Below are 25539 nucleotides of genomic sequence, written 5' to 3' on the forward strand. Positions count from 1 at the left end.
CTTTAACGGGTGTCGGTTCCGTCCAAATACTTGTCAAGGTTTTTCTTGAGATAATCAAGCGTTGCGACAACCTTTGAATAATCCATTCTTGTAGGACCTACAATCGCAATTCCGCCAATCATACCGTCCTTGATTTTGTAGTTTGAAATTACCATGCTCAATCCCAAATCTTTAAGATGCGGATTTTCGTCGCCGATAAGAATATTGATTTTATCGTCGGCAATTTTTTCTTTCAAAAAGTTTTTGTCGATATTTCTTACAAAATCAAAAAATTCTTTCGTTCGGTTAACATCCTTAAATTCGGGATAGTTCAAAATGTTTGCCTGACCGTCCGCCGATATGTCAAATCCCGTGAAATCCTGTAAAACTTCGGACAAAAAGCCCATTACGGGGTTCATAATTTCGTCGGGCAGAGGCATAATCTCTTTCTGCGCGAGGATAAATTCGTTTGTAATCGCGCCGACCTCGCGGTCGCAGAAGGTGAGGTTTAAGTAATTTCCCAGCCTTTCCAAAACCTTTGCGTCCACTCCGCCTTTTGCCGTTATGGTAGTATTCTTGACAATTCCTCCGCTGTTTACAACAAGCATTACAAAGCTTTTTTCGTCAAGCGGAACAAGACGTATGCTTTTTAATATGTTTGTTGCAACGCACGGTGTTGAAATAAGCGTCGTATAGTTTGTAAGATGCGCCACGGTATTGGAAATATCCTTTAAAATATTGCCCAGCTCAAGATAGCTTTTTTTGAGCGAGGCGCGCATTTCTTCAATTTCGCGCACTGTAAGGGTGTAGCGCTGCATAAGTTCGTCTACATAAACCCTGTATCCGAGCGACGACGGCACTCTGCCGGCCGAGGTGTGCGGTTTGTCAAGATAACCCGTTCCCTCAAGCTCCGCCATCTCGTTTCGGATTGTTGCCGAGCTTATTCCCAGCTTGTGCCTGTTTAAAATGTAAGACGAGCCGACAGGCTCTGCGGTGCGGATATAATCGTCTACAATCGCTCTTAAAATACGGCGTTTTCTGTCGCTCAATTCCACGAATATCCACTCCTTTTAAATTTGTTTGGTATTTCTTTATAAAATTAGCACTCAAAGTCCTTTAGTGCTAACAAATATAAAATACCACTATTTATTTGGTTTGTCAATAGCTATTTTCAAAAAAAATTAACAATTTACGCATTGAGATTGCTAATTTTTTTGAGCAGTTTTAAAATTTGATATAAAAATCCCGTTATAAAGCCAAAAACGGGACACCGAACATTCGGTATCCCGTAAAAATTTTTATAAATTATTTGCTTTGAATATATTCGTCAATCGCTTTTGCGGCAATTTTGCCTGCGCCCATCGCCGAAATAACCGTTGCCGCGCCCGTAACCGCGTCACCGCCGGCATAAACGCCCTCTTTTGTGGTTGCGCCGTTTTCCTCGACGATAATTCCTCCGCGTCTGTTAACTTCAAGACCTTTCGTTGTGGTTTTGATAAGCGGATTGGGGGAGGTTCCGATTGAAATTATAACCGTGTCAACGTCGAGCACAAATTCACTGCCCTCTATCGGAACGGGACGGCGTCTGCCGTTTTCGTCAGGCTCGCCGAGTTCCATTTTAATGCACTTCATACCGGTCACAAAGCCATTTTTCGGGTCGCGTCTGTCATCGGGGTTGTGATAACCCAAAATTTCAACGGGATTGTTCAAAAGCATAAATTCAATGCCCTCCTCAATCGCGTGTTCAACCTCTTCTTTACGCGCGGGAAGTTCCTCCATTGAACGGCGGTAGACGATATAAACTTTCTCCGCGCCCAGCCTTAACGCACTTCGCGCCGCGTCCATAGCAACGTTTCCGCCGCCGACAACCGCAACCTTTCCGCCTTTCATAATCGGCGTTACAGGGTCGCTTTCATATGCTTTCATAAGGTTGCTTCGTGTTAAAAATTCATTTGCGGAATATACGCCGTTGTACGATTCGCCCGGTATTCCCATAAAGTTGGGAAGTCCTGCGCCCGAACCTATAAATACTGCCTCAAAGCCCATATCGAAAAGTTCGTCAACCGTGAGGGTTTTTCCTATTATAATGTTCGTTTCTATTTTAACGCCCATTTCTTTGAGGTTTTCAACCTCTTTTTTAACGATTGCTTTAGGAAGTCTGAATTCGGGAATTCCGTAAACAAGCACACCGCCGGCTGTGTGAAGTGCCTCAAACACCGTCACGTCGTAGCCTTTTTTTGCAAGGTCGCCGGCACAGGTGAGTCCCGACGGGCCCGAGCCTACAACCGCCGCTTTATGGCCGTTTTTCTCGATTTTGTTCACAGCGCCGTTTGCGTGCGCGTTGTGCCAGTCGGCAACAAAGCGTTCAAGCCTGCCTATTCCGACGCTTTCGCCTTTTATGCCTCTTACGCATTTAGCCTCGCACTGCACCTCCTGCGGACAAACTCTTCCGCAAACCGCAGGAAGGGACGACGATTTGTTTATAACCTGATATGCGCCCTCAAAGTCGCCCTCTTTTATTTTTCCGATAAATTCGGGAATATGAATGTTTACGGGACATCCCGAAACGCACGGCATATGCTTGCACGAAAGACAGCGCAGTGCCTCGTCGATTGCGGTTGCCTCGCTGTAGCCGTAGGTAACTTCGTCAAAATTTTTGCCTCTTGCCTTTGCGTCCTGCGCCGGCATAGGATTTCTCTCGGGGTTCATATTTATTTTTGCCGCCATATTATTTGCCCTCCTTTGCAAAAAGATTGCACGTTTCTTCATATGCGTGTCTTTCAAATTCGCGGTACATTCCTCCGCGCGCCATAGCCTCGTCAAAATCAACCTCGTAGCCGTTAAAGTCCGGACCGTCGACGCACGCGAACTTTGTCACTCTCTTTCCGTCCTCGATAAGCGTAAGACGGCATCCTCCGCACATACCCGTTCCGTCAATCATAATCGGGTTCATAGAAACGGTACAGGGAATACCCGTCTTTTTTGTCGCCTCAACGACGAATTTCATCATAATGAGCGGTCCGATTGTGATAACCATATCAAACTTTTCGCCGGCGTCAAACATTTCGTTGAGCGGTACGCAAACGTTGCCCTCTCTGCCGTATGAACCGTCGTCGGTCATAACGTAAAGCTTTTCGGACGCTGAATTAAACTCGTCCTCCAAAATGAGCAGGTCTTTTGTTCTGAAACCGATAATCGAGGTGACTTCACAGCCGTTTTCTTTAAGTTTTTGCGCAATGGGGAGTGCAATGGCACAGCCGACTCCTCCGCCCACGATACAGACTTTTTTAAGTCCGTCGGTGTGGGTTGCAACGCCCAGAGGACCTGCGAAATCTTCAATATATTCGCCCTCGTTTTTCATATTGAGTTTTTTTGTGGTTGCGCCCACAATCTGGAAAATTATTTTAACCGAGCCTTTTTCCCTGTCGTAGCCTGCAATGGTAAGAGGTATTCTCTCGCCGTTTTCGTCTACGCGTAAAATGATAAACTGTCCCGGTTCTGCTTTTTTTGCAACAAACGGAGCGTAAATGTCCATCATTGTCACAGTCGGGTTAAGTTCTTCTTTTTTTAGAATTTTATACATTCCGATTGCTCCTTTTTATAAAAAGATATATTAAAAAATATATGATGTCTGCCACATAAGCTTAATTATAACGTATTATGCGCGAATAGTCAAATAAAAATTTTGGACAACATACCAAAAAAATAACGGTGAATTTTGTTTTCACCGTTATTTTTAACAAATATTAAAAATCCACTTCGGTATCGTAGTAACAGCATTTTAAAAGCTTTTCCATCTGTTCGGGCGAAATTTCGCGCGGATTTGAAAGCGTACAGGCATCGGCAACCGCATTTTTGGCAATGTCCGACACTCTCTGCAAAAATACGTCCTCCGAAACAAATCCGTTTTCGGCAGGGCAGGAGTCCGCACCGTAATTTTTTATGCAAAGCGGAATGTTCAGCGTTTTTTGAAGTTCACGCAGTCTGTTTATAAGATTTTGCACCTTTTCGTCCGCGCTTGTACCGCCGAGATTTATAAGGTCGGCAATTTCGCAGTACCGCTTTTTCGCCTCGGCATTTTTTGCGTTGAACGCGATTACTTTCGGAAGATACATAGCGTTTGCCGCGCCGTGTGTGATGTGCGCGCCCTTGTCGGCAAACGCCGCACCCGTTTTGTGCGCCATAGAGTGAACAATTCCCAAAAGCGCGTTTGAAAATGCCATTCCGGCAAGGCACTGTGCGTTGTGCATCTTTTCGCGTTTTTCCAAATCGCCGTTATACGAACCCTCCAAATCGGCATTTATCATTCGTATGGCATGCAGTGCAAGGGGGTCGGTATAGTCGGTGTGCGCAGTGGAAACATATGCCTCGATTGAATGGGTCATAGCGTCCATACCTGTGTGCGCGATAAGCTTTTGAGGAAGCGTTGCAACAAGGTCGGGGTCGACAATCGCAACATCGGGAGTGATTTCAAAGTCGGCAATGGGATATTTTATGCCCTTATTATAGTCGGTTATGATGGAAAACGCCGTTACCTCGGTAGCCGTTCCCGAAGTTGACGAAACCGCACAGAAATGCGCCTTGCGCCTTAATTTCGGTATTGCAAAAACCTTGCACATATCTTCAAAAGTTATATCGGGATATTCGTATTTTATCCACATTGCCTTTGCCGCGTCGATAGGCGAACCGCCTCCGATTGCAACAATCCAGTCGGGCTTGAACTTTTCCATTGCGTCCGCGCCTTTCATAACCGTTTCAACCGACGGGTCGCTCTCTATTCCCTCGAAAAATTCAACCTCCATACCTGCTTCTTTAAGATATTTCTCCGCTTTGTCCAAAAATCCCGATTTTCTCATCGAGCCGCCGCCCGACAGTATCATTGCGCGTTTTCCCTCAAAGCCTTTAAGCGCTTCAAGCGCGCCTTTTCCGTGGTATAAATCTCTCGGCAGAGTAAATCGTTTCATAACAAAATCTCCTTTAGAATTTTTTATTATGCTTGCCTTTTTTACAAAAAATTATGCGTTTTGTAAAATTTTGAATAAATTTATATAAAATTTGGAAAAATATATTGATTATTGAGTAAAAAAGTGGTAAAATAATCAGAGTTAATTATAATGGGGAGATGTTTTGAAAAAAATGAGGAAGACAAAGATAGTTTGCACCATAGGTCCTTCGTGCTGCAGTGAGGAAATGATTGAAAAAATGATTTTTGCAGGTATGAACGTTGCCAGACTTAATTTTTCACACGGCGACCACGATTATCATAAAGATAATATAGAAACCGTCAAGAAAGTGAGAAAGCGTCTTAACAGTCCCGTTGCGCTTATGCTGGACACAAAAGGTCCCGAAATCAGGGTTAAAACCTTTAAAAACGGCAGGGTGACGCTTAAAGACGGCGATATTTTCACGCTCCGTTCAAATGACGTTGAGGGAAATGAAAAAGAGGTCAGCGTAACGTATGCAAAGCTTCCGTCACAGCTTGCCGAGGGCACAAAAATCCTCCTCGATGACGGAAAAATCGAACTTTGCGTGGTTAAAGCAGGCGAGGATTTTGCGGAGTGCAAAGTTGTGTGCGGAGGTGTTTTGTCAGACAAAAAGGGCATAAATCTCCCTAATGTACCGATTTCAATGCCGTATTTGAGCGAACGCGACAAGAGTGATATTTTGTTCGGAATTGAAAACGACGTTGATTTTGTTGCCGCGTCGTTCGTGCGCAATAAAGATGACGTTATTGCACTGCGCAAATTCATAAACTACAACGGCGGACATTCGATAAAAATTGTTTCAAAAATAGAAAATTCCGAGGGAATAAGCAATTTTGATGAAATTTTGGAGGCGTCGGACGGCATTATGGTTGCACGCGGCGACCTCGGCGTTGAAATTGAATATGAGCTTTTGCCCGGTATTCAGAAAAGATTTATAAAACAGTGCTACAAATCGGGAAAAATGGTTATCACCGCAACGCAGATGCTCGATTCAATGATGTCGTATCCCACACCGACGCGTGCGGAAATCACCGACGTTGCAAATGCGGTTTTTGACGGCACTTCGGCGGTTATGCTTTCGGGCGAAACCGCGGCGGGAAAATATCCGATTACGGCGGTTAAGGTTATGGCAAAAATCGTTGAACAGGCGGAAAAAGACGCCTTTGGTATGAACGTTTACGACGGTGTTGACTACGACCTTGATACGTCGGACATCACAAATGCGGTGTGCGACGCGGCCTGCACAACAGCGCGCGATATTAAAGCGCAGGCGATTGTTGCGCTTTCAAAATACGGTCAGACGGCGCGCAGAATGTCGAAATTCAGACCGGCACAGCCGATTATAGCGCCAACACCCGTTGAAAAAACGTTTAATCAGCTATCTCTTTCGTGGGGAGTTTACCCCGTGCTTTCGCGTTTCCAGAAAACCAGCGACGAGCTTTTCTGCCACGCTATCGACTGCGCAAAACAAATAGATATGGTGTCGGTGGGTGACAGGGTGGTAATTATCGCCGGAATACCTCTCGATACACCGGGCAACACAAACATTATGAAAGTTGAAATCGTCAGCAACGACGTAAAATAAATTTTTAAGGAGAAAAAAATGAGCGACATTTTAAACAATCTGGCAAGCATTTCAATAGGTCAGATTATTATGTGGATAATCGGCGGAGTGCTGATTTATCTTGCAATCAAAAAAGATATGGAACCGACACTGCTTTTGCCTATCGGCTTCGGCGCGATTTTGGTAAATATCCCGTTTTCGGGCGCAGTGGGCAGTGAGGGCGCACTTACAACGCTTTACAACGCAGGTATCGCAAACGAACTTTTTCCGCTGATTTTGTTTATCGGAATAGGTGCAATGATTGATTTCGGACCGATTTTAACAAATCCGAAGCTTATGATTTTCGGCGCAGCGGCGCAGTTCGGCATATTCTTCACGCTGTGCACGGCGTCGGTGTTCTTCGATATAAACGACGCAGCGTCAATCGCGGTTATCGGTGCGGCAGACGGCCCCACGTCGATAGTTGTCGCTCAAATGCTCAATTCAAAATATCTCGGCGCGATAATGGTTGCGGCTTATTCGTATATGGCGCTCGTTCCCATTATTCAGCCCCCTGTAATCAAGCTTTTGACCACAAAAAAAGAGCGTATGATAAGAATGGAATATCAGCAGAAAGACGTTTCAAAGCTTACGAGAATTATTTTCCCGATTGCAATTACTGTTGTTGCAGGTATAGTTTCGCCTGCGTCGGTGTCGCTCATAGGCTTTTTGATGTTCGGCAACCTCATAAGAGAGTGCGGAGTTCTTAACTCGCTTTCCGAAACGGCACAGAAAGTGCTTGCGAACCTCGTTACGATATTCCTCGGTATAACAATAGCGTCGCAAATGCAGGCGGAAAGCTTCTTGAGGCTTGAAACACTGCTTATTTTGGGACTCGGACTCGTTGCGTTTATCTTTGATACCGCGGGCGGTGTGCTTTTTGCAAAGTTTTTGAACCTTTTCTTAAAGAAAAAAATCAATCCGATGATTGGCGCGGCGGGTATCTCCGCATTCCCGATGTCGGGCAGAACGGTACATAAAATAGGTCTTGCCGAAGATAAGCAAAACCATCTTCTTATGCATTCAATCGGCGTCAACGTTTCGGGACAGATTGCGTCGGTTATCGCGGGCGGTTTAATTCTTAATTTCTTTATGAAATAGAAATTTGAAAGGAGAAAAATTATGAATATAAATCCTATGAATTTTGTTTTCAATCTTAAATATATGCTTTTCGGTATGCTGACGATTTTCGCCGTGATAGGCATTATCGTTATAATAACAATGCTTTTGAACAAATTTTCGCACGGCAGAGAATAAATAAAAAATTTAACCCGACTGTTTATACAGTCGGGTATTTTAATGCCTTTTTATAAGTTTTAGTGTCTATTTTGCTTTGTACGGATATTTTCTTGCCTCCGATACAACAATGTTGTAATCAAGCTCGATTATGCACGCTTTTTCGTCGCACGCACCGTAAGCAACAATGATTTTGTCACCGCATTTTACCGAATCTGTAAAGAAAATTGCAGGTATCGCCGCTTTGTTCGGCATTTCAAAATCCGCCTCGCCCTCAATCCATTTTTCGGGGCAAAGATACGTAATTTCGGGAAAATCGTTGTCCTGTTCCTTTAAAATCATAAACGACTGACCGTAGCCGATTTTATCGTTTTTCTTGCCGTGATAGTTAAGGAGCCACTCGCCGTTTCCCATATCAATCGGCGGTGTGCTTCCGCCTACCTTTTCCTCCTGCCAGTCCTCGGTCGGAGAATAAATAATTTTCCTTTTTGACGCATTTTCCGCAAAAGAATAAAAATCTTTCGACGCCGAAATCATAATTGACGGCTTTTCGGGATTGCTTTTTGAATAATTCTGCGGACAGTACGGACGGTGAATCATAACATACTGCATTTCGCCGTCGATTTTCATTTTCTTGGGGAAAAGGAAAACATCTCTGTCCTCGCCGTATAAAGGCGACGTGAGGTTTGTAACGTATGTAAACGCGTTTTTGTAGTCTTTTTTCGAGAGAAAATCCAAATTCACACGGTATAAAAGAGTAACGGTGGGGTTTTTCTGCGTGTTAAACGGATTTTCGTCCGATTTTGCCCATTCGGGCATACACTGCTGCGGGTCGTCGTGTTCCCAAAACGGTCCGGGAGGAAACATTCTGCACGCAACGGTCAAATATAACGAGTCCTCAACCCAAAACAGACGTGGGTCCTCAATGCACCCGTTCATATATGCAGGCACCTTTTCACCGCGCATATCAAGAGTCATAAGGCCGCAAAGTTCGGTGTTAAGCATAGGCGCAAGCGCCGGAGTGTCAAAATCAAATTCAAAATTTTCGCCGTCGTCCGAATACGCATACGCGAGAAAAATCGGGTAGGGGAGCGGTTTTCCCTCGGTCTGCTTTTCGGGAAAAGGCCCGGTTGTGCGTATCAAAAGGTGCGTCCTGTTTGTTTTCGGGTCAATGATTATCGCAGGGTTGAGCACCATTTCGCTTGCCCACGATATGCCCTCGGGCGGTGTTAAAATACATTTTCTGCTCAAAACGGGATTTTGCATTTTTGTGTGTCCTTTCAAATGTAAATTTATTTTTTCGAGTGCATACTTCGGTATTCACTGGGAGTGTAGCCGACGTATTTTTTGAAAATTCTCATAAAGCTTATCTGATTGTCGTATCCCACAAGCGACGAAATATCGTTTACCTTGTGCTGGCTTGAAACAAGCAGTTCTTTTGCCTTTTCAATGCGTTTGTAAATGAGATATTCCATAAATCTTTTGCCCGTGGACGCCTTAAATACACGGCTTAAATGCGAGTCGCTCACGTCGAATTTTTCCGCCGCGGCGTTGAGGCTTGTGTTCGGGTTCATATAGTTTTCGTTGATATATTCAATCACCTGTGACGCGAGCGCATTCTGCGAATATGTTATGTTCTGGCTCTGCTTGTAGGTTTCAAGAATATCCGAAAGAATTTTTTCCATATTGTCCACCGTTGTTTTAACGTCGGTGCACGAGTCGATAAGCTGGTTTGAATTAAGATATTTTCCGCTTATCTGCGAATGTGTGTAAACCTCGAGCGGTTTGATGTACTGGTTTACGATAAGCATTATCGTCTGAAGAACAAACTGCCTGCAAATTTCAACCGTAATGTGTTCGTCCGTCATTTTTTTGAGGATTGACTTGCATTTTTCACGCAAATCGTCCTGTGAAAAGTTCTTAAATTCCTTAACAATAACGTTAACCGCATCGGAAATTTCTTTTAAATTTTCGTTTTCTTCGTAGTTTGTAAGATAGTTGTCAATCATCAAAATGGAGTTGCCTTGGTTGATAGCTTTGTATTTCATAGCGCAGACTGCTTCGTTATATGATTTGTGCAGTCCCGAAACCTCCTCGTAAAATCCGCCGATGCTCGCGCAGACGGTGTATTCAAAACTTTTTTTGGAAAATTCTATAAGGTCGTTTGCTATTGAAATTGCGCAGGATACATTCTCTGCCTCGGAGTGGTTTTCAAAGCTTATAACCGCAAATATGCTGTGGTCGCCGACAACACAGCTGCAGCCCTTTGTTTCCTGTGTTATAAGATTGTCGAGTTTTTGGTGGATAACGTTAAACACAAGTACAAATTCGTCGCTTTTAAAATCTTTAAAATCGTCCTGCGGACTTATGTCAAACATCACAACCACGAAATTGCGCGGATAAAGCGAAATATTCGTCGTTTCAAGTGTTGCAATGAATTTGTCGTAGTTTGTGTCAAATCCGAGAAGCATATTCATAATGATGTTCCAGCTTAATGCCTTGGCATTTTTCTGATATTCCGACTGCAAAACTCTCTGTTCTTCAATCAGGTCGGAAAGCGTCTTTTCAAGGTCGTTTAACGTGCCGAAATTCTGCCGTATCTGCTCGGGCGAGTGGTTTTTGGTAATGGACGTTGCAACCGAATGAACAAATTTGTCCACGGGTTTATACATTTTTTTAACAAGAATGTATGCAAGCGTTACCGAAATTAAGAAAATCAGCGACGATAAAAGATAAATCTGAATTTTACCCTTGTTAATGGGCGTCATAAACATTGAAACAGGTATTGCGCTGGTGTATGTCCAGCCCGTATAGCCCGAACGTCCCGTAAACATAAGGGTTTTCTGGTTCATATACATTGTTTCGTAAGGCTTGTCCGATGATTTTTCCGATAATATGTACTGCGTATATTTTTCGGTCGCAACATTTGTGCCGATATACGCCTTGTTGCTGTGCGAAAGCACTATTCCTGCGCGGTTTATAACGAAAAACGTACCGTTTTTGTTTTCTGTGCGGTATTTGCTGATTGCTTCATACAAAAGTGTTTCGCTTACCGTAACCGCAATAACGCCCTTTTTATTGTAAAGTTTTTTTGCAAAAACAAGGCTTCCGTTTGTGTTTTCCACATCAATCCAGCCCTGTTTTTCCTCCGAAAGCACACTGCTTATCACGGAATACAAAAAATCGGAACTTTTTGTCGACGTAAACGGTATAAATTTTCCCGTTTCGCCCGAATATATGAAAATTTCGCTTATCATTGCGTTTTTGTCTTTCGCGTCGGCAACAATCTGCGCAACGTCAAATTTTGCCAGCGGGGCGGGCGAAGGATTTATAATATATTCGTTTATTGTCCTGTCTTTCGCAAGGTTTGACACATACATATCAATATTTTTAAGCTGTGAATCTACATTTTGCATTGTCTGATACAAAATCGTTCTGTTCGCAACGGAGAGCTCGCTGTATAAAATGTCGGTTACCGTGCTGAAGCTTATGGAACTGACCGCGAATATAACAATCAGAAACAACACCGAATTTGTAATTGCCGTCAGCCTGAAAAGCTTGTTTACATTATTACTGTGCATTATAACCATTCCTTTTAATTTTTAGCACCAAAATCAGCTATGATTATATTCTACCACAAAAACAAAGCTTTGTAAATTAAATATATTTGATACTTTTTATGTGCCATCGGGTGCTCTTATTTGCACTGAAAATGCCCTAAAACAGCGCGAAAACAAAAAAACGTAAGTTAAAATCAAAAACAGTCAGTGCAAAAATCAAAAAAGAGATTTAATAGCAAATATTTCAAGTTGAAACGTATAGTGTTTGGGTGTTATGATGGAAACAGGAAAAATGAGAAAGGAAGTGCGAAGAAAACATTATGAGAAATAAGCACAGAACAAAAAAAGAGCCAACGGTGCGCGCACTCGGTTCGGAAAGCGTTATGAAGTGCATACGCAGAGATATTTGGCTGTATGTGTTTTTAGCGCCGGCGCTGATTTATCTTCTTATATTTAAGTACGCGCCGATGCTCGGTATGGTAATCGGTTTTAAAGATTATTCAATCGGAAAAGGAATACTCGGCAGTGAGTGGGTCGGTTTTGACAACTTTGTAAGACTTTTTAAAACTCCGAACTTTTTTGTAATTTTAAGAAACACAATCGGTCTTAACATTTTAAGCCTTGTTTTCGGATTTCCGGCACCTATCATTTTGAGTATTCTTATAAATGAAGTAAACTGCAAATCATACAAGAAAACAGTGCAGACGATTTTATACATTCCGCACTTTGTATCGTGGGTTATCCTCGGCGGAATAATAATTCAGCTTACATCAATGAACGGCCCGATAAGCATAGTTCTTTCAAAGCTTTTCGGAATGGCACCGAAGTCGTTCATCACAGACCCGTTTTCGTGGGTTGTAATTTACATAGCGTCGGGCATCTGGCAAGGCGTCGGCTGGGGAACAATCATCTACCTTGCGGCGATAACAAACGTTGACGCACAGCTTTACGAGGCGGCGAAAATTGACGGCGCAAACAAATTCCAGCAGATTATAAACGTAACAATTCCGTGCATAAGCGGAACAATCGTTACAATGCTTATACTTAGAATGGGCAGTATGCTTTCGGTAGGATTTGAACAGATTTATATGCTCCAAAACAGTGCGGTGTTCGACGTTTCGGACGTTATCAGCACATACGAATACAGAGTCGGACTTGAACAGCGTCAGTACAGTATCACAACTGCGTTGAGTTTCTTTAAAGGCGTTGTAGGACTTATTCTCGTGTTCGGCACAAATTCAATAGCGAAAAAACTCGGCGAAGGAGGTTTGTGGTAGTATGCAGAAAAGAATAAGCAAAGGCGAAGCGGTATTTATTGTGGTAAACTACATATTTCTTTTCTTGTGCGTGCTTATCACACTTTTGCCGTTTGCAACAATCATAGCAAAATCGTTCTCCGACTCGGCGGCGATTGAATCGGGAAAAGTTTTCTTGTGGCCGGTTGATTTTAACACGCAGGCTTACAAAAATCTCATCTCGGACGGTCAGCTTTTAAGATCGATGAAAAACACGGTTATAATAACCGTTGTGGGAACCTTCCTTAATATGGTATTCACAACCACCGCGGCATATGCGCTCTCCAAAAAACGTTTACTCGGCGGTAAAACAATAATGAAGCTTATGACGTTTACAATGATTTTCAGCGGAGGTACAATTCCCTCGTTTATCGTTGTAAAAAGTCTTGGACTTATGAACAAGTACGGCGCACTTTGGCTTCCCGGACTTATAACGGTTTACAACCTTATAGTTATGAAAACATTCTTCGAGCAAATGCCCGAAAGTTTGGAGGAGGCGGCGCGGATTGACGGCGCGGGCGATATTCTTATTTTCTTCAGAATAGTTCTTCCGCTTTCGCTTGCGACAATCGCAACAATTACGCTTTTCTATGCGGTTGCATGGTGGAACGAATATTTCAACGGTATGATCTACATTTCGTCGTCGGCGAAAATGCCTCTTCAGGTTAAACTTCGTCAGATGATTGCGACGGTCGGCGAGGCACAGCTTACCGAAACGGACGGCGAGTCACCCGACAAAAAACTTGCAAAAGACGCGGTTCAGGCGGCGGCAATGGTAATTTCAACAATTCCGATGCTCTGCATTTACCCGTTCTTGCAGAAATATTTCGTAAAAGGCGTTATGGTCGGCGCGGTAAAGGGCTGATGATACGCGAAGTTAAGTTTGTTGATAAATTAAGTTTATCATATAAAATTAAAAATTTAGGAGGAGTAGAAAAAATGAAAAGGTTTATTTCAATTTTGTGTTTGATTGCAATCGTAATCGGTTCGCTTTCGCTTGTTGGCTGTAAAGACAACTCGGCGGAAAAAAATTCCATTTCGGTTGCTATAATGGCGCCTGATGTTGCGTCGTCCGAAGGCACGGCGGAAAACAACAGATGGACAAAGTACATAGCGGAGCAGACAGGTCTTGACATTACCTGGGTGGCAATTCCGCAGAATGAGATGAAAACAAAGCTTAATACGCTTTTGGCGGCAGGCGAAGCGCCCGATATGTTTGTTGAATATTCAAATGCATATTTCCAGGGTCTTGTTTTCGACGGTATGCTTATGGAACTTGATGACCTCATCGAAAAACATTCTACAGAGTACAAAAAATACATCGAAGAAAACAGCGACCTCAAAACCTGGACAATGCTTGACGGCAAAACATATGCTTTCACAAACAGACGTCCGGCGGACAAAATTTTGTCATTCGGTATGTGGATAAGACAGGACTGGCTCGACAAGCTTGGTCTTAAAGCTCCCACAACAATCGACGAATTTGTTGAAGTTGCAAAAGCATTCAAAACTTTGGGCGATGACATTGTTCCGCTCGCATATCCGTATCAGTTCATCAACACAATCTACAACGCCCACGCTCAGTGGTATGAAAAAGATGACGGAAGCGGCTTGGAATACGGCGTTGTTACAAAAAGATACGCAGATTCTATTGCAATGCATAAGAAAATGTACGAAGAAGGCATTGTGGATAAAGAATATTTTGTTGACAAGGGCGGCTCAAAACAGTATGAACTTTGGAACTCGGGAAAAGCCGGAATTATGTTCTCCAACTGGGATTCTTCTGTAAACCAGACTCTTTTGAAAAACGATCCCAACGCGAACCCCGTTCAGCTTGAAGCATTCTCGACAAAATACGGCACAAACGGTATGTTTGTTGAAGCTCCTCCGCAGCTTTACGTTATGATGAACAAAGACTGCAAAAACCCCGAAGCAGGTATGAAGCTTGTTGACTGGCTTATCGGCGGCGGATACAAAAATCTTATGTTCGGTGAAGAAGGCGTTCACTACAAAATGGACGGCGAAATTCCCGTTACAATCTGCGATAGAGATACGTTTACTCGCGAAGTTGAATATGCAAAAAGATATGCTGTTTTGGGCAGCTTTGTTTTGGATCCCGAATGGATTCCCAAAATGGCAAATCAGGACGAACTTTCACAGAAATTGGCGGCTGAAAAGGTTGACGCTATGAACACAATCAACAAGCACCATTACAGACGTGATGTTCCTTACAATCCGCCCGAGAGCAGAGTTTCGTCAATAGTTTCCGACTTCTCGTCAAGTATCAACGCAATTACGGTTAAATATATCACAGGCGGAAATCAGTATGACGAAAACTGGTGCGAAACAGAACTCAGACGCGAGTGGGAACTTGCGGGAGGAAAAGAAGCTGAGGAACTTGCAACTAAGTGGTACAAAGACAACATTGATATGATTAAAGCGTTCCAGGCTGAAAATAAATAAGTCATACAGAACAGAAGGTGCAAAATGTGTAAGAAAATAATTTCATTGGTATTATGCATATTTACGCTTGCAAATGCCGCGGCAATAAGTGTCGCGGCGGCACATCTGCCGATAACCGAAACGCTCGAAACACCGCTTGCGTGGGTTTGGTCGGACAGTTCTCTCGGGATTGACTCGTCGCTGAGATTGGCGCAGACACCCGAAGAATATGTTTTTTCGATGTCGGACGGTGCGGATAATAAAAAATATATCCTTTTAAAAAATGTCAACGCGAAAGAAAATGACGGATTTTTTGTGATGACCGACGGATATACCGAATACGGGATACCGTATGATTCAAACAATTACAGCATTACAGATACCGACAAAAAAGGTACAAAAACTGCGGAAAGTCTTGTGTATGACCCTGAAAGAAGCGGATCTGTTGCACAAAGACTCAATGACGAAAGTTATATGGCGAAACATTTTCCGCATATGAAAGATTACATCAACACGCACACCTGGTACACCGAAAGAGGATGTAAAACCGAAAATGGGTATGAAATTGAGCCTTACAAAACCGACTGCAAAATTTCGCTTTTGTCGCTTACGGAATATAAGGCGAATTTTGACAGAATAGGCTATAAACCGAACGGCGAAGAAATGCAGTGGTGGCTGCGTTCGCCTCACGGAACATCGAAAGATTACGGTGTATGGGATTTTTTGACCGATGGAAGAATAAATTGCATACTTGATGTCGGATCGACTTATTCAAGGCTCGTTGTGCGCCCGTGCTTTTATATAAGCGCAGATTTTTTCAGAAATGTTAAACTCGACACGCAAAATCTCGGCGGCGAAGTAAAAAAAGCAATTCTCGAAAACGTTACATACGAACAGGCGGAAAAAATATATTCCGATATTGAACTTTCGGATATAGGCTACGATGTTCACAATATTAGATTTGACAATCCGAGTTTAAAAAAGATTGGCAACAAAACGGTATTTAAAGCGTTTGTATCAAATCATTTGCGAAACGAGCAAACTTTTAAGCTTATAGCGGCGGTTTGCGAAAACGGTGCTCTTGCGGAAATCAGCCAAACGGACTACACACTTTCGGGCAGCGAAAGCAGACGTGTCGTAAGCGTGAGTGCAGATTTGAACAATGTGAAAGATTTATCCTCTGCCAAGATTAAAGTTTTCGCGTTTTTGGATTACAAAACCCTCATACCGCTTTCAAGCGTCGTTATGAACGGCGAAATTGACAAGCTTTTGGCGGCAGAACCCGAAAAATACGAAAAAGCGGAAATAACAATTCCCGACGCGTATCAAAATATCTACAATCAAGAGGACGCATATTTTGATGTTTCGGTTGTTTATGCCGGAAATTCTCAAAAAACATATACGGTGTCGTATACGTTTGACGATTGGAAAACGCAGACGGACGAGAATATCACGGTGTCAGATATAGAAAACTTGAAAAAGCGCATTAAGGTAACAAACGCGCCGCTGGGCGAAAATGTTATCAAAATCAAACTCACCTCGGACGACGGCGAAAAAGCTCAAAAAGAAAGCAAATTTTCGGTGATAAAATTTTACACCGAAAAGCCGCTCGACAAATATTACAACGTTGCCACAGGTGAACCGTTTGATTGGTATACCATTCCGAAAGATTATGTAACGCTTCTTAAAAATTTCGGATTTACCGCATTAAGAACCACACCGTCGTGGAATGTTGCCGAGAGGGAAAAAGGCAAGCTTGCAATAGCTGAAAATTCAAACGCTGCAAACAATATCGAAACGTATGTTGAAAACGGCATAAACGTTTCAACGCTTACTGTGGGATACGGCAATAAATATTATACCCATAATACCGCAACATCGCGGCCTGATATGCAGCCGCCGATAGAAAAAGATGAAATCGACGCTTTTGCAAATTACGCCGCAAACGTTCCGTCGCTTTTGAAATCGAAAGACGGAAAAACACTTTCGTTTAAACGCTATGAAATTTGGAACGAACCCAATATTTCCACATATTGGGGATATGAAGAGGGCAGCGTTCCCGATCCGATACAGTATGTATATATGTTAAATCATACGGCTGCAAAAATAAAGCAAGCCAACCCCGATGTAATCATTGCGGCAGGTGCACTTGCGGCAGGCAATATGAACGATTACACCGACCACCAAAATTATCTTAACATTATGTACGACTTGGGAATGTTGAAATATGCGGACGAATACTCGTTCCACCCATATATGTACCCCAAAAATCCAGATACGGGCTACCGCTCGAACGGCGTGAGCGTAAGCATTACAAACGATTATGTTTACAACCTCAATTCACGTTACCTTGCACCGCGCAAAGCGCACGGCGGCTGGATTGAAGCGGCAGTTTCCGAAGTCGGCTGGTCAACATATGTTGATTCCTCAAATATGAACGAAATATATGACGGAATGGGCAGAAGCGGCACAAGCGAGGACGACCAGGCAATATTTATAATCAAAGCGCTTGTGTATAATAATTACCTTGATATAAGCCATACCGATGTTTTTACTGCTTATGACAGAGGCACCGATATAAATTATGTCGAACACAATTTCGGATTTATCCGAAACGATTACAGTGTAAAACCTGCCGGATATGCGCTTTCGCAGTACAATAACACCTGTTCGTCGGCGCAGTATATCGGCAGAGTCGAAATAGCCGAAAATGTTTACGGCTATGTGTATCAGAGCCTTACAAAACCGTTTATGATAGTGTGGAAAAAGATGATGAACGCTAAAACCGAAACACCGTATACATACACACTTCCGAGCGGTGCGCGCGCCGAGGATATGTTCGGCAATGCGATAAGCGGCGAAAATATCAAAATCGGCACAGAGCCGGTTTACATCTACGATATACCGCTCACGCTTGTTAAAGACGCATTTGACGATTTATCGCTTGACGCGTTTAAGGATTTCTCGGCATACAGCACATACAAGGCAAAACTTGACAGTTATATTGCACTTAACACAATGCCGACGGCAGAAAGACAGCTTGAAATGCTTAACGATTTGTATGCATTTGGCAAGGCAGTGATAGCCGAGAAAAAATCTAATCCGTCGATTATGGACAACAACGATTTTATGTACGCATTGTTTGAGGTTTACCAAGCTACCAAACGAATGGCGGCGGCATATGCAATGTATGACGCGAAATACGAAACGTCCGATTCGGCGGTGGAAAGCTTAAACGCGGCGATACTTGCAAAAAAAGATAATCAGTCCGAAACCTCGCTTTTGTTTACCGATGCGATAATGCGTTACGCAAAACGTTATAACAAAACGGCAAACGAGGTAAGGCAAGCTGAAAACTTTACGGGCAAAACGGGATTTACCGCAATGAATGATTATCTTGCAAAAAATCTCTGCTCGTGGGCAAACGAGATTATGAAAACAGAAAATGTTGATATATCGCGTGCGCTTTTGCCGTATGCAAAATCGAAGATAGAAACAAACGCAAATGAAAGTTATGTTGTAAGCTTTACGCTTGACAGTATGCTTACCGTTCCGTTTAATTCGCTTGTGTATATCACAGATGAAAACGGAATTGCAAAAAGCGGCAAGCAGCCGCTCAATGTGGAGGCAAACTCAGGCGCAAGCGCAGATATAACAGGAAATTCCGTAAGTACCGCCGGTGAATATACGTATTACATCGCGGTTGAGAATAACGGAAAAGTAACTATTAAACAACCGTTTACGCTGACGGTTAAATAAAAAGAAAGGTGAATAAAATTATGAAAAAACTAATCTCATTATTTTTGTGCATCTTGATGGCATTATCCGTTGCGGCACCGGCTTTTGCCGCGACAACAGATTTGACAGAAGAAGAAATGAACGGTTTAACGACGCCGGTCAGCAATGTACCTTCAACTGAAGGCTTTATGGTTAATGGTGTTAATACAATGATTGCCGACACACCCGCAAAATATATATTTAAACCTGCAAGCAGCGACACAAAATCTTATATTTTGCTTAAAAATGTAAATGCCGGTGAAAATGACGGATATTTTGTAATGGTTCAAGACGGCGGTTTAAGGGCTGATACTGCCGATAGCGCTATCGCAAAATTAAAAAAAGTTTATCCCGGCACTTCTTCCGACGGAACTACACAAGCACCTACCGTTGTTTTTGACAAAGATGACAAAAAATCCATTGCATATTATTTGAATACTTCGGATTATATTGACGCTCAATTTCCTGTAATGAAAGATTACATCAATGACCATACTTGGTACACAGAGGGTACTCGTGGGAATGAGATAAAGCCTTATAAAACCAATGCTAAAATCGCTTTGCCTTCGGTAACAGAATATAAAGCTAACGTTGACAGAATTGGTGTAAACAGTGTCGCGAAAGGTCAATCGTCAGCATTTAGTCCTGTTCACTTTATGCTCAGAACCGCACATCCCGGTTGGATAGACTCTAAACATACATCGAGTAAATATACAACCAAGGCAGTTTGGCTTGCAAAAAACAATACTGACGGTACTCTGCAAATGCAAAACGGCGTTGCGGTATTTTATTGGCAGACTGTAGAACGTCCTTGCTTCTATCTCAGCAAAGACTTCTTTAGAAACGTTAAGCTTGATATGTCGCTTTTAACAACGGCGGACAGTGAAGCGGCAAAAATCATAAAAGAGATTGCAGCGGAAGAGGGCGGCATTGCCACATTAAAGAATGCCGGCTACACAGAAAGTGGCCTTGCTGAATTAGGAATAGCGGTAGGTAATGTTAAAATTACATCGGCAGCAATCAGCGGCAGCGGCAAATGCGGCGAAACAATCACCGCAAACGTTGTAACGGAGGGTACTGCGGATAAGACAGAATATGAGTGGTGCGGCGTTAAAGCAGACGGCACAAAAGTATTGCTTACTGATGATAAAACTTCTAAGACATACACAATAAAATTTGCAGACCTTGATTATGCGAAAATCACCTGCTTGGTTAACGTTTATAGCGGTACAACACTTTCGCAGTCAGCTTACGCAAACGAAATCACACTTGAAACAAAACCGACGTTTGAAAAAGCACCGTTAACAACAGGTACTTCTAACTGGAACTCCACAGCTGTTACAAATGCGGTTGCTACAACTGATGGAAAATATGACTTTGTTGTAGACGGAAAGGAATATATCCTTTTAAAAAGTGTTAATGCCGGCGAAAATGACGGTCAGTTTGTTACACTTGCCTCAAGTTTTCGTGATGAATCTATTAATTGGTACACAAATTATAATGAAGAAATAGGATTTATTTATGATCCGAAAGATGAAAAAAGCATTGCATACAAACTTAATACAAAACAATATTTTGATAAAGTTGTGCCTGCTAAAATGGCAGATTACGTAATTACGCACCGTTGGTGGAATGAAGCATTTGGCAGCTCGAATACAGGTTATCAATCTCAAGAAGCATATGCAACGGAAAGCAAGTTGGCTCTTTTGAGTTATACAGAGTATGTTGCAAATGCCGAGAGAATAGGATACAGTGATTTTGGAAGAAACGCATTGCTTAGAACACCTCAATACGATTGGAACTGCCCAAGATTGGGAAATCCGCGTGTTTTGATGATTTCAAATACTGAACAAAAGATTACTTGTTTGAATCCGACTTCCGGAAAACTTGCTAATTACGGCGGATGGCATTATAAAACGGTTGGTTTCTACCTCAATCCCGACTTCTTTGCAAATGTAAAGGTTGATTTCACACTTGCAAACACAGAAGTGGTTACGATTTTAAGAGAAAAACTTGCAGACAAAACAGTCGACGATCTTCGCAAAATAGGCTACTCGCTTACCGAAATCAAAGAGTTGTTCCCCGATAAGGTTGCCAACCTCGGCAAAATTGCAATGATTGATTTCAGCAAGGACGGCAACAATGTAAAATTCACTTGCGTGAACTTGTCGGACGGCAGCATCACATTCAAACCCGTTGCTGCGGTATACGCGTCAGACGCTATGGTTTGCTCGAATATCGGCGAAGAAATTACACTTGCGTCGGATGCAAGCAAAGATGTAAATGTAACTTTGGACGTTGGAACATCAACTCCCGACACGCTCAAAGCTTTTGCTTGGAACGTTGCGACATTAACACCGTTTGCACCCTGCAAAACTGTTAACTACGCCGCACTTGCTCCCGAAACCTGAATTGCCCGGTCGAGTGACAACAGATTAACTTATTTCGGAAGATGGCAATTTGTTAAAAACGACGACGAAACGACAAGCGCGCTGGCAAACTGGCACGACCCGTATGTTAAATTTAACTTTACGGGCACAAGCCTTGCCGCCGTGTTTGACGGCAGTGTTTCGGGCAAATGCACAATAGATGGAGCGGAAACGTCTTTTTCGGCAAACAACAATAGAGTAACCTTTGCAAGCGGTTTGGAAGATACAGAACACACTGCGGTTATTAAGGTTACAAGACCCGGCGGCAAAAGCGGTTTGAAATATGTTGAAACGTCGAAAGGCGGCAGTTTTACAAAAAGCGAAAAAGATAAAAAATACGTTCAGTTTATAGGCGATTCAATTTCGGAGGCTTCAAGCAGTTACACATTTACAATTCCGAAAGAATATAACCTTGATTACTCGGTTATAGCGTACTCGGGTATCGCACTTCAGGACGGCGCAGGCTGGTATTTCGGTTCAACGGGTACTATATGGCGTCCGACCTCCGATGATACTCCAAAGCTTAAACGCGAGGACTGCGTTGGTATGGAAAGCGCATACTTCAGCGTGAAACGTCCCAAAGAGGCATACTACCTCGACGAAAACGGAGATTTGCATTACGACAACCCTGCGTTTGACGTTTCCTCCGACAACGCACCCGACGCGATTGTTATAGGCATCGGCACAAACGACAGTACATACATAAGAGATAACGTTGCGGGAGTTAACGGTGAGAATTTCACAAAAACGTATATTGAATTTGTGACAAAGTTAAGCACTGTTTACCCGAACGCGCAGATTTACATCATAAGACCGTTTAACAATGTTGCCGAATACTCGCCGTTGTACGACGATTTGAGAGCGGCGATTGTTAACGCGGTGAACGGACTTAAATCAAATGCCAACGTACATTATATTGATACAACTTCGTGGAACGTTGAAATAAGCGGTGATAAGGTTCACCCGAGTGAAAAAGGTTACGCGGATTTACGCGACTTGGTTTACAACGAAATTAAAAGTTCATTAAATTAAAATTTGAAAAAAGCTTTATTTTGTATTATAATAAGGCTTGACGGCAAAACACAACGGCATATACGGCAGGTAAGGCTTTATCTGCCGTATACGTGCCGAATAAAATTTTGCAGACGAAAGGCGAAATTATATGAAAAAAATATTATCATTATTATTATGCATCATGATTTTCGTTTCGGTTATTCCTCCGGCTTTTGCAACGGCGGTTGATTTGACCGACGAGGAAATTAACGGTTTAACGACACCGGTCAAAAATGTGGCTTCAACTGCCGACTTTAGAGTTGATGGTGTTAACACAATGATTGCCGACACACCTACAAAGTATTTGTTTAAACCTGCGAGCGGCGACGAAAAGACATACATTTTACTTAAAAATGTCAACGCAGATGAAAGTGACGGATATTTTGTAATGGTTCAAGACGGCGGTTTAAAGGCTGATTCTGCCGATAGCGCTATCGCAAAATTAAGAAAAGTTTATCCCGGCACTTCTGCCGACGGAACTACACAAGCACCTACCGTTGTTTTTGACAAAGATAACGAAAAATCCGTTGCATATTATTTGAATACTTCGGATTATATCGACACTCAATTTCCTGTAATGAAAGATTACATCAATGACCATACTTGGTACACGGAAGGTACTACTAAAAACGAGGTAAATCCTTATAAAACCGACGCAAAAATCGCTTTGCCTTCGGTAACGGAATATAAAGCTAACGTTGACAGAATCGGTGTAAACAGTGTCGCGAAAGGTCAATCGTCGACATTTAGTCCCGTTCACTTTATGCTCAGAACCGCACATCCCGGTTGGATAGACTCTAAACATACATCGAGTAAATATACAACCAAGGCTGTTTGGCTTGCAAAAAACAATAAAGGCACTTTAACTATGCAGAACGAATCTGCGGTGTTTTATTGGCAGAATGTAGAACGTCCGTGCTTCTATTTGAACGAAGATTTTTTCAAAAATGTGAAGATTGACGAAAGTTACTTCACAGACGACGCGCTTGTTACCGAAATAATTAAGGGTTTTGACGTTGATACTCTCAAAAATGCAGGGTACAGTGACGCTCTTTTGGTAAAACTCGGAATTTTGAAAGGTTCTACCGAGATTGCAACCCTCACTGTTGACGGCGAAACGCAGGTCGGCTGCACTCTTTCGGCTGAATATGAGCTTGCAGACGGTTTTGAACAGTCGGAATATACAAAATTTTCGTGGGAATATTCCGACACACAGGACGGCGGTTTTACTGCCATTGACGGTGCGGATAAAAAATATTTTACCGTTACCGCAAATTTGAACAAGAAATATGTGCGTGTTAACGTTACGCTTGGAAATATAGACGGACAGGGCGAAACGTATACATCGGACGCGGTGTATATTGAAACTTTGCCGCCGGTTATCGAAAACGTTAAAATAAGCGGTGAAGCTTTCACCGGCGGAAAGCTTACGGTTAGCTTTGACACCGTAAGCGGTGCGCCCGATATGACAAAATCGCGCGTTATATGGTATTGGTCGGACGAAAAAGACGGTGAATTTACCGTAATTGACGGCGAAAACGGCTTTGAATACACAATCGGCGACGAATACGGCGACAAATACATCACCGCGGCGGTTATTCCGGCAAACGTTTATGAAATTTTCGGCGACGAAGTAAGAAGCGAAGACGTTTTGAGAGTTATCACGGCGGTTGATGAATCGAAACTCGAAACAAAACTTACAAACGTTTATTCAACACCGAAAGATATAACAATCATCGACACCGCATCACCGTCGAAATATACATTTAAAATTGCGGAGGGTGTAACCACTGCGGACGGCAAAGCCGACAAAAAATCTTACATACTTCTTAAAAGCGTAAACGCAAAGGAAGACGACGGATATTTTGTTATGCTTGATGACGGCGGAGTTGATACAACCGAAGAAGGTTCGGCGGTAAACGAGCTTAAAAAATACTACCCTGGCACATACAGCGGCACAGACGCGGCTATTATCGCGAAAAACTACGAAATGCCGACAAGAACGTTTGATGCGTCAAACAAAAAATCGATTGCGTATTACTTGAACCGCGACGAATATATGAAAGCGCAGTTCCCCGTTATGCACGAGGGCGGCTATATAAAAGACCATACTTGGTACACCGAAGCCGGAATTTTGGAGAGCGGCGAGGTTGCTTATGCGTCAAAGAGCAAATTAGCGCTTATTTCGGTTACTGAATATTTGCAGAATGTTGAAAGAATAGGCACAGTAGGCGCGTCGAGAAAATGGAGTGTTACAAACTTCCAGACGAGAACTCCCCATCCGACGGTTGCAACCGCAAAACATACAAGCAGCACATACACCGTACCGGCAACTTGGCTTGTATCATCAGGCAAATCATTCCAGGCGCAGGGCGTTGTTTACATTTGGCAGACGCTCGAACGACCCGTATTCTATCTTGATAAAAGCTTCTTTAAAAATGTTAAAATAGAGGCAGGCGCAAACAGTGCGGTTGCGGACGTTTTGAAAGAAATTATGCCGTATGAGGATATGCTCAAAATGGGTTATACAAAAGATGAGCTTACAAAAATGGGCATTTCCGAAAACTATCCCACAGGCAAAAATGCGGTTATAAAGGGGCATTTGGCGTCGGGAGATGTAGTTTATGCAGACTATGATTTTTTGCATACGGGCGCAGACGGCAAAGAGGGCGCAACGCAATATCAGTGGTATATTTCAAACGGTGACGGTTTTGAAAAAATCGACGGCGCAACAGGCGAAACATATGTTTTGACCGATAATGAAATCGGCAAAACCATAAAGGTTGAAATTACACCGCACGACACCGACGGGAATATGGCAAAAACAATTTCGGCAGAGGGCGCGTTTAAAGTTTCGCCGAGTGCGGATATAAGCTTTACGGGCGCGGACATCGGCGGAATAACAAATATCGACACGGTGACAAGCATAAATGCGTCGTTTGCGGTAAATGCAAAATCGGCGGTTAATGTGCGTTTTTATGTGGGTGTTTATGACAAAGAGACAAACAAATGCGTTGCGATAAACAATCCGACAGATACTGCTCTTTCCATCGGAAACAGCATTTATCCCGTAACGCTCGGCGGAATTAAAGCGTCGGCAAACAACTACATTAAGATGTTTGCTTTCTCGGAGGATGACAGACCGCTTTTCACCATTGAATTTTTCAGACGGTAACAGGA

Annotated in this window: 17 protein-coding genes; 10 read left to right on the top strand and 7 right to left on the bottom strand. The window is 42.9% G+C overall.

Annotated elements, in window-relative coordinates; all coding sequences use genetic code 11:
- Positions 1 to 2 precede the first annotated feature (2 nt).
- From hrcA to H8706_RS08230, 4 genes are all read right to left on the bottom strand, one after another.
- Entirely contained in the window at positions 3 to 1028 is a 1026-nt protein-coding gene (gene hrcA, locus H8706_RS08215; RefSeq protein ID WP_178347494.1) for a heat-inducible transcriptional repressor HrcA, read from the bottom strand.
- A gap of 256 nt (positions 1029 to 1284) precedes the next feature.
- Positions 1285 to 2706 carry an NADPH-dependent glutamate synthase gene (gltA, locus tag H8706_RS08220; RefSeq protein WP_262432218.1) on the bottom strand — a complete coding sequence of 474 codons (1422 nt, stop codon included), beginning with the start codon at positions 2704 to 2706 and terminating at the stop codon, positions 1285 to 1287.
- A 1-nt stretch (position 2707) separates the two neighbouring features.
- Positions 2708 to 3562, bottom strand: a complete 855-nt coding sequence (locus H8706_RS08225) for a sulfide/dihydroorotate dehydrogenase-like FAD/NAD-binding protein (protein WP_178347496.1) — start codon at positions 3560 to 3562, stop codon at positions 2708 to 2710.
- A gap of 163 nt (positions 3563 to 3725) precedes the next feature.
- Positions 3726 to 4943 (bottom strand): iron-containing alcohol dehydrogenase, encoded by a 1218-nt coding sequence (locus H8706_RS08230; protein ID WP_262432219.1) that lies wholly within the window; start codon positions 4941 to 4943, stop codon positions 3726 to 3728.
- A gap of 172 nt (positions 4944 to 5115) precedes the next feature.
- Here H8706_RS08230 and pyk point away from each other — a divergent pair, with 172 nt between their 5' ends.
- Genes pyk through H8706_RS08245 form a run of 3 tightly spaced genes read left to right on the top strand, consistent with a single transcriptional unit; the run spans position 5116 to position 7824 of the window.
- Positions 5116 to 6549: a pyruvate kinase gene (gene pyk / locus H8706_RS08235; RefSeq protein ID WP_178347498.1), complete on the top strand. Its 1434-nt coding sequence runs from the start codon at positions 5116 to 5118 to the stop codon at positions 6547 to 6549.
- Between the two features lie 18 nt (positions 6550 to 6567).
- Complete coding sequence (locus H8706_RS08240; protein ID WP_178347499.1) at positions 6568 to 7668, top strand: sodium ion-translocating decarboxylase subunit beta; 1101 nt, start codon at positions 6568 to 6570, stop codon at positions 7666 to 7668.
- A 21-nt stretch (positions 7669 to 7689) separates the two neighbouring features.
- On the top strand, positions 7690 to 7824 hold the full coding sequence (locus H8706_RS08245) for an oxaloacetate decarboxylase (RefSeq protein ID WP_262432220.1): 135 nt from the start codon (positions 7690 to 7692) through the stop codon (positions 7822 to 7824).
- A 66-nt stretch (positions 7825 to 7890) separates the two neighbouring features.
- On the opposite strand, the gene H8706_RS08250 is transcribed toward H8706_RS08245, so the two are convergent.
- Positions 7891 to 9069 (bottom strand): glycoside hydrolase family 130 protein, encoded by a 1179-nt coding sequence (locus H8706_RS08250; RefSeq protein ID WP_262432221.1) that lies wholly within the window; start codon positions 9067 to 9069, stop codon positions 7891 to 7893.
- A gap of 26 nt (positions 9070 to 9095) precedes the next feature.
- Positions 9096 to 11384: a helix-turn-helix domain-containing protein gene (locus tag H8706_RS08255; RefSeq protein WP_262432222.1), complete on the bottom strand. Its 2289-nt coding sequence runs from the start codon at positions 11382 to 11384 to the stop codon at positions 9096 to 9098.
- Positions 11385 to 11683: 299 nt separating this feature from the next.
- Here H8706_RS08255 and H8706_RS08260 point away from each other — a divergent pair, with 299 nt between their 5' ends.
- The 5 genes from H8706_RS08260 to H8706_RS08280 all read left to right on the top strand — a co-directional run bounded on the left by H8706_RS08260 (position 11684) and on the right by H8706_RS08280 (position 21288).
- Positions 11684 to 12640, top strand: coding sequence for an ABC transporter permease (locus H8706_RS08260; protein ID WP_262432223.1), 957 nt, complete (start codon positions 11684 to 11686; stop codon positions 12638 to 12640).
- A 1-nt stretch (position 12641) separates the two neighbouring features.
- A complete protein-coding gene (locus tag H8706_RS08265; protein WP_262432224.1) occupies positions 12642 to 13523 on the top strand; it encodes a carbohydrate ABC transporter permease in 882 nt (293 codons plus the stop codon).
- A 74-nt stretch (positions 13524 to 13597) separates the two neighbouring features.
- Complete coding sequence (locus H8706_RS08270; RefSeq protein WP_262432225.1) at positions 13598 to 15121, top strand: extracellular solute-binding protein; 1524 nt, start codon at positions 13598 to 13600, stop codon at positions 15119 to 15121.
- 24 nt (positions 15122 to 15145) lie between these two features.
- Positions 15146 to 18859, top strand: coding sequence for a DUF6273 domain-containing protein (locus H8706_RS08275; RefSeq protein ID WP_262432226.1), 3714 nt, complete (start codon positions 15146 to 15148; stop codon positions 18857 to 18859).
- A 20-nt stretch (positions 18860 to 18879) separates the two neighbouring features.
- Positions 18880 to 21288 (top strand): hypothetical protein, encoded by a 2409-nt coding sequence (locus H8706_RS08280; protein ID WP_262432227.1) that lies wholly within the window; start codon positions 18880 to 18882, stop codon positions 21286 to 21288.
- Between the two features lie 29 nt (positions 21289 to 21317).
- On the opposite strand, the gene H8706_RS08285 is transcribed toward H8706_RS08280, so the two are convergent.
- Positions 21318 to 21497, bottom strand: a complete 180-nt coding sequence (locus H8706_RS08285) for a hypothetical protein (RefSeq protein ID WP_262432228.1) — start codon at positions 21495 to 21497, stop codon at positions 21318 to 21320.
- Positions 21498 to 21522: 25 nt separating this feature from the next.
- Here H8706_RS08285 and H8706_RS08290 point away from each other — a divergent pair, with 25 nt between their 5' ends.
- On the top strand, positions 21523 to 22338 hold the full coding sequence (locus tag H8706_RS08290) for a GDSL-type esterase/lipase family protein (RefSeq protein WP_262432229.1): 816 nt from the start codon (positions 21523 to 21525) through the stop codon (positions 22336 to 22338).
- Positions 22339 to 22468: 130 nt separating this feature from the next.
- Positions 22469 to 25534, top strand: a complete 3066-nt coding sequence (locus H8706_RS08295; protein ID WP_262432230.1) for a hypothetical protein — start codon at positions 22469 to 22471, stop codon at positions 25532 to 25534.
- The last annotated feature ends 5 nt before the right edge of the window (positions 25535 to 25539 follow it).

Origin of the sequence: Qingrenia yutianensis, from assembly GCF_014385105.1 — a bacterium.
Taxonomy (GTDB): Bacteria; Bacillota; Clostridia; order UMGS1810; family UMGS1810; genus Qingrenia; species Qingrenia yutianensis.